The sequence below is a fragment of the Phenylobacterium sp. genome (genome assembly GCF_030651755.1).
Taxonomy (GTDB): domain Bacteria; phylum Pseudomonadota; class Alphaproteobacteria; order Caulobacterales; family Caulobacteraceae; genus Phenylobacterium.
This window is the reverse complement of sequence record NZ_JAUSBZ010000032.1, coordinates 1-6354: the sequence shown is the minus strand read 5'-3', so window position 1 is coordinate 6354 and position 6354 is coordinate 1. Positions and strand designations below refer to the sequence as shown.

Annotated in this window: 4 protein-coding genes and 1 pseudogene; 3 read left to right on the top strand and 2 right to left on the bottom strand. The window is 70.0% G+C overall.

The window, feature by feature from the left end; translation table 11 throughout:
* Both Q7V15_RS02560 and Q7V15_RS02555 read left to right on the top strand, forming a co-directional pair.
* A partial coding sequence (locus tag Q7V15_RS02560) for a sulfite exporter TauE/SafE family protein (protein ID WP_370689756.1) occupies positions 1-924 on the top strand: 924 nt, incomplete at its 5' end.
* The gene (locus Q7V15_RS02555) at positions 924-1706 is read left to right on the top strand and encodes a TIGR02186 family protein (RefSeq protein WP_304753599.1); all 783 of its coding nucleotides are present in this window, start codon (positions 924-926) and stop codon (positions 1704-1706) included. The genes Q7V15_RS02560 and Q7V15_RS02555, both read left to right, overlap by 1 nt.
* A gap of 10 nt (positions 1707-1716) precedes the next feature.
* Here Q7V15_RS02555 and pdeM read toward each other — a convergent pair whose 3' ends face one another.
* Positions 1717-2454, bottom strand: coding sequence for a ligase-associated DNA damage response endonuclease PdeM (gene pdeM / locus Q7V15_RS02550; RefSeq protein WP_304753597.1), 738 nt, complete (start codon positions 2452-2454; stop codon positions 1717-1719).
* Entirely contained in the window at positions 2451-4928 is a 2478-nt protein-coding gene (locus Q7V15_RS02545) for a ligase-associated DNA damage response DEXH box helicase (protein WP_304753595.1), read from the bottom strand. The genes pdeM and Q7V15_RS02545 overlap by 4 nt, the downstream gene beginning before the upstream one ends.
* A gap of 61 nt (positions 4929-4989) precedes the next feature.
* Here Q7V15_RS02545 and Q7V15_RS02540 point away from each other — a divergent pair.
* Positions 4990-6354, top strand: a pseudogene (locus Q7V15_RS02540) (ATP-dependent DNA helicase); the annotation flags it as partial.

Sequence of the window (6354 nt, the reverse complement as noted above, 5' to 3'; positions counted from 1 at the left end):
GGCGTGGACATCTACCTGCCCATAGCAGAGGTCTCGGTGAACGCCGGGATTCTCATCCTGCTCGGGGCGGTGGTGGGGTTCATTTCCGGCCTGTTCGGGATTGGCGGCGGCTTCCTGATGACGCCGATCCTTCTGTGGATGGGCATTCCGCCGGTGGTGGCGGTGGCCAGCGAGGCCAACCACGTGGCCGCCTCCTCGGCCTCCAGCGTCATCTCCTACAGCCGAAAGCGGCAGGTGGACTTCCGCATGGGCGGGGTCATGGCGGCCGGCGGCGCGGTGGGCGCCTTGCTGGGGGTGGAAGTCTTTCGGTGGCTGCGGCTGCTGGGCCAGGCCGATCTGGTCGTCTCCCTGTCCTACCTGATCTTCCTGGGTCTGATTGGCGGGCTGATGCTGGTGGAGTCAGTGGGCTCGGTCCTGCGTCAACGTCGGGGCATTGTGCCGACCAAGCGCCGTGACCGACGGCCGGTCTGGCTCTATGGGCTGCCGTTCAAGGTCCGTTTTCCCCGCTCAAGGCTCTATATCAGCATCATTCCGCCAGTGGCCCTGGGCATTTTCGTCGGCATCCTGTCGGCCATTATGGGGGTGGGCGGCGGCTTCATCCTGGTGCCGGCCATGGTCTATATCCTGCGCATGCCGGCCGGGGTGGTGGTGGGCACCAGCCTGTTCCAGATCATCATCACCACCTCCCTGGCCAGCATCCTCCAGGCCGGCCGCAACCAGTCGGTGGACATCGTCCTGGCCACCCTGCTGCTGCTCGGCGGCGTCCTGGGCGCCCAGTTCGGCGCCCGGGCCTCCTCGCGTTTCCGGGCAGAGGAATTGCGCGCCCTGCTGGGCCTGATCGTGCTGATCATGGGTCTGCAGATGGGGCTGGTGCTGTTCATCAATCCCGAGGACCCGTTCATCCTGGTGGGAGCGGGCAAGTAATGGTCACACCCGCCCTGCCGCCCCCGGCCATCGTCGCCCCGGAGCCCGGCCCCACGGTTTCCGCCGCCCTGACCGACGCCAATGTGCGGGTGACCTCGGCCTTTTCCGGCGCCCAGATCGTGCTCTATGGGGCGGTGTTCGATCCGGAGACGCGACCGTCTGACGTGGTGGTCATTGTGCGCGGGCCAGACCAGCCGATCCGCATCGCGCGCAAGGTCCGGGTGGCGGGCCTGTGGGTGAACTCCCGGCCCGTGGTCTTCGAAGGCGCGCCGGGCTTCTACATGGCCGCCTCCTCCCGTCCGCTGACCGAGATCGCCAGCTTCTCGACCCTGCGCCGTCTGGGCGCGGGCATCGACCACCTGCCGATGAACGCCCCGGAAGAAGAGCGGATCGAGACCAGCTACGGCGTCCGCGACGTGGTGGTCAGCCGGCTGGGGAGCGACTATCTTGAATGGCGCCGGGCGGTGATCCGCCTGAAGGAGAAGGCCAACCTCTACGCCACCGACCACGAGGGCGTGCGCTTCGTGGACCGGGGCCTGTTTCGCGCTGAGATCGACCTGCCCACCTCGGCGCCCATCGGCGAGTATCAGACCGAGATCATCCTCTTTCAGGACGGCGAGGCGGTCTCCCGCCGGGCCCGGACGATTACGGTGGAGAAGGCGGGGCTGGAGCGCTGGCTCTTCCTGTTCGCCAATGAGCGGCCCTGGATGTACGGCATCGTCTCGGTGCTCATCGCCCTGACCTCCGGCTGGCTGGCCTCGGTGGTCTTCCGCAGGCGGTAGACGTGAGTGGTCAGTCGCCGGTGAGGGATCGCCAGCCCACCGCATGCACCCGGTCTTTGCCAAGCGCGCCGGCCAGGGGCGGACGGCCGAACAGTCCAGCGAAGGCGGCGTCCTTGAGGTTCAGCCCCCCGGCATAGGCGCCAAACGCCGGCAGGATCATCCGCGTCCCGTCCGTGGCGAAGCAGCGCCGGCGCACCGTGCCCCGGCCTGAACTGACCCGGGCGCAGGGATGCAGGTGGCCCGACAGCTCGCCGGGCTGTTCCCCGGGCTCAGGCTCATGGCGCAGGACCAGAGCTCCCAGGGTCATGGTCTCGACCACCTGGCCGGGCAGGCGACGGGGCCCGTCGGCGTCGTGATTGCCCACCAGCCAGATCAGGGTCCGGCCCTTGGCCAGCGCCACCAGCCTTGCGGCGTCGTCGGATGAGAGGCGATCCTCGGCCCGGCCGTCGTGGAAGCTGTCGCCGAGGAAGATGACCACCTGCGGCTCAAGCGCCGCCACCTCGGCTTCCAGCCGGTCGAGGGTGTCGCGGGTGTCATAGGGGGGCAGGAACTGGCCGCGCATGCCATAGGCCGAGCCCTTCTCGAAGTGCAGGTCGGCGACGATCAGGGCTTGGTGGGCGAGGTCGAGCAGGGCGCCGGAGGCCCGCATGCGCAGGGCTGCGCCCATGACTTCCATCTCCAGCCCGCCGCAGGGGCTCTGGGCGAAGGCGTAGGGGGCCGGGGCGGGACGGTGGGCGAGGGCGGTCATGAACTGGCTTCGGCGATCAGGTCTTCGGCGGCTTCGGCCAGGATCATCTCGCCGGCCGCCCCAGGCACCCGCTCCTTGCCGATCTCCAGCAGCATGGGGACCGAAAAGGGCGAGAGATGGTCGAGGACGGCGTGGCGAATCTTGCCCTGGATACGCGCCAGCATATGGCCCACGCGGGCCACGTCGATAAGGCCTGTGGCCGCATCGTCCCGGGCGCAGCGCAACAACAGGTGATCCGGCTCGTGCCGGCGCAGGACGTCATAGACGAGGTCGGCCGAGAAGGTGACCTGCCGCCCGGACTTCTCGGCGCCGGGGAACCGCCGCTCGATCAGGCCAGCCAGGATGGCGCAGCCCTTGAAGGCGCGCTTCATCATGTAGCTCTCGGCCAGCCAGTCCTCGAGGTCGTCGCCCAGCATGTCCTGGGCGAACAGGGCGTCCAGATCGACCCCGTCCATGGGGTTGAGGGACCAGACCGCCAGCGCATAGTCGTTGCAGACAAAGCCTAAGGGCGCTGCGCCCATCCGCTCCAGCCGCCGTGTCATCAGCATGGCGAGTGTGGTGTGGGCCAGCCGGCCTTCAAAGGGATAGCAGACCATGAAGTGGCGTTTGCCCCGCGGGAAGGTCTCCACCAGCATCTCGTCCTCGGCCGGGATCAGCGAGCGGTCCCGCTGCAGCTCCAGCCATTCACGCACATCGGCCGGCAGCACCGCCCAGTGGGCCTGGTCGAACATCAGTTCGCGCACCCGTTTGGCCAGGAAGGTTGACAGGGCGAACTTCGAGCCGCCCCAGGACGGCATCTTGGGGTCGCTGGCCGGCGCCGGGGTGACCAGCACATCGAGGGCGGTGACCCCCATCAGCCGCCAGACCTGGCCGGCGAAGATGAAGGTGTCGCCGGGCTCCAGGGCCTCCAGATAACCCTCTTCCACCTCGCCGATCTTGCGACCGGCCCGTCCGCCCCGGCCGGCCAGGCGGACGCTGAGCACGGCCGGCGAGAGAATGGCGCCGACGTTCAGGCGATGGCGCAGGATGGTCTCTGCGTTGCGCGCCCGCCACAGTCCGTCCTGGCCCTTCACGATCCGCCGGAACCGGTCATAGGCCCGCAGGGCGTAGCCGCCGGTGGAGACGAAATCGACCACCAGTTCGAAGTCCTCCCAGGCCAGCGCCCGGTAGGGGCCGGAGGTGCGGATCTCGTCATAGAGGGCCAGAGCGTCAAACGGCTCGGAGCAGGCGCAGCCCATGATGTGCTGGGCCAGGATGTCCAGGGCGCCGACCCGGGGCGGATCACCGTCGAACCGGTTCTCGGCGATGGCCTCCCGGGCGGCCTGGCATTCCAGCATCTCGAAGCGGTTGGCCGGCACGAACAGGGCGCGGCTGGCCTCGTCCATCCGGTGGTTGGCCCGGCCGATCCGCTGCACCATCCGCGAGGCGCCCTTGGGCGAGGCGAGCTGGATCACCAGGTCCACGTCCCCCCAGTCGATGCCGAGGTCCAGCGTCGAGGTGCAGACCACGGCCCGCAGCTCCCCCCGCGCCATGGCCGCCTCCACCTTGCGGCGCTGCTCGGCGGCGAGCGAGCCATGGTGCAGGGCGATGGGCAGGGCGTCCTCGTTCAGCCGCCACAGCTCCTGGAAGGCGAACTCAGCCTGGAACCGCGTATTGACGAAGACCAGCGCGGTCTTGGCCGTCTTGATGACCTCATAGACCTCGGCCATGGCGTGCTGGGCGGTGTGGCCCGCCCACGGCACCCGGCCTTCCGACAGCAGCACATCGACGATCGGCGGCGTCCCGGCTGGACCCAGCACCAGATCGACAGCCGGCGGGGCGTCATCGCGCTCGCCCGCGTGAAAGCCCATCCAGCGGCGGATGACGTCGGGATCGTCCACCGTCGCCGAGAGGCCCACCCTTCGCAGGTTGGGGCTGAAGGTCTGCAGCCGGGCGATGTCCAGGGCCAGCAGGTCGCCCCGCTTGGTGGAATGCAGGGTGTGGATCTCGTCCAGGATGATGCAGGACAGGTCCTCGAAATAGGCCCTCGCCCCTTCCCAGGCGCAGAACAGGGCCAGCTGCTCGGGCGTGGTCAGCAGGATGTCCGGCGGCTTGACCCGCTGGCGCTGGCGCCGCGCCGCGCCCGTATCGCCGGTGCGGGATTCGGCGACGATGGAGAGGCCCATCTCCCGGATCGGCGTGGCCAGGTTCCGCTCCACATCCACGGCCAGGGCCTTCAAAGGCGAGATATAGAGGGTGTGGATGCCCCGCGGCGCATTGGCCGGCGGTCGCTGCGAAAGCTCGATCAGGCTAGGTAGGAAGCCGGCCAGGGTCTTGCCCCCGCCGGTGGGCGCGATCAGCAGGGCGTCACGGCGATCCCTCGCGCGGGCGACCATCTCCAGCTGGTGGGTCCGGGGCGCCCAGCCGCGCGTGGCGAACCAGTCGGCGAAGGCGGCCGGCAGCAGGTCAGCGGGCAGGGCGGCATCTTCAGCCATCAGCTTGCCTCATAGCATGTTCCCGTTCCGTTTCACGCCAAATCCCGCTAGGAGTCGCGAGGTGAACGCGCTCTCCCCCGCCCTTGATCTGGCGTCCGCCCTGGTGGTCCTGCCTGGACCGCGCGCCGGCGCGGCCGACGCCGAGCGGGCCGAGCCCCTGCGGGCGCCCGACGCCCGGGACCTGTTCGAGCGCGGGCCGGTTCTGGTGGCCCATGCGGCCATGACCGCAAGGCGGCTGGCCTTGCATCCGCCGCAGCGGAGCCCGCGCACCTTTGATGCGCTCGAGCTGTTCGCCTTCGTGCGACCGGCCAAGTTCTGCGCGCCCTCAGCCGCGGGGCTGGCCCAGACGCTGGGCCTGCCTGAGCCCAAGGGCGCGCCGGCCCAGGCCAGGGCCCTGCGCCAGGCCTGCCTGCTGCTGCTGGAAGAGCTGGCCCGCACCCCGCAGCCCAATCGGGAGGAGGCGCTGGCCCAGGCCGAGACCCTGGCGCGCGGCGGGTGGGCCTGGGGGGCTGCGGTGATCGGCGCCCTGCGATCAGCGCCGGTGGGCAACGCCTTCCGGGGTTCGGGCCTCGATGTCTGGAGCCGGATCCCCGAGTGGGAAGACCAGGCGCCGCCCGGCGAGGCCGGCTCCCGCCCCATCGCCGGGCCTGAGGCCGCCCAGCGGCTGTCGGAACTGCTGCACCGCGCTGGCCTGGACGAGGCTCGCCCGGCCCAGGCGGAGTTCGCGTCCGAAGCCGCCTACGCCTTCCAGCCCCGGGAGAAGGAGGGCGAGCCGCGCATGATGCTGGCCGAGGCCGGCACGGGCATCGGCAAGACCATGGGCTACCTGGCGCCCGCCTCCCTCTGGGCCGAGGCCAATGGGCCGGCGGTCTGGGTCTCGACCTATACCCGCGCCCTGCAGCGGCAGATCGAGCGCGAAAGCCACGCCATCTATCCCGACGAGAAGACTCGCGCCCGCAAGGCCGTGGTCCGAAAAGGTCGGGAGAACTATCTCTGCCTGTTGAATCTGCAGGACGCGGTCAACGCCGCCCAGCTGGGCAATGGCGACCTGGTGGGCCTGACCCTGGCCGCCCGCTGGGCCAGGGCGAGCCGGGACGGCGACATGACCGGCGGCGACTTCCCGGCCTGGCTGCCGACCCTGTTTGGCCTGCCCACCCCGATGCAGGCCTCGGCCGCCAATCTGGTAGACCGCCGCGGCGAGTGCGTGCACGCCGGTTGCCAGCACTACCGGACCTGTTTCGTCGAGAAGGCCATCCGGGGGTCGCGCCGCGCCGACCTGGTGATCGCCAACCATGCGCTGGTTCTGACCCAGGCGGCCTTCGACGGCGCGCGCGCCGCCCGGGGCTCCAAGGCCGACAGCGAGACCGCGCATCTGAAGCGCCTGGTGTTCGACGAGGGCCACCACCTGTTCGAGGCCGCCGACAGC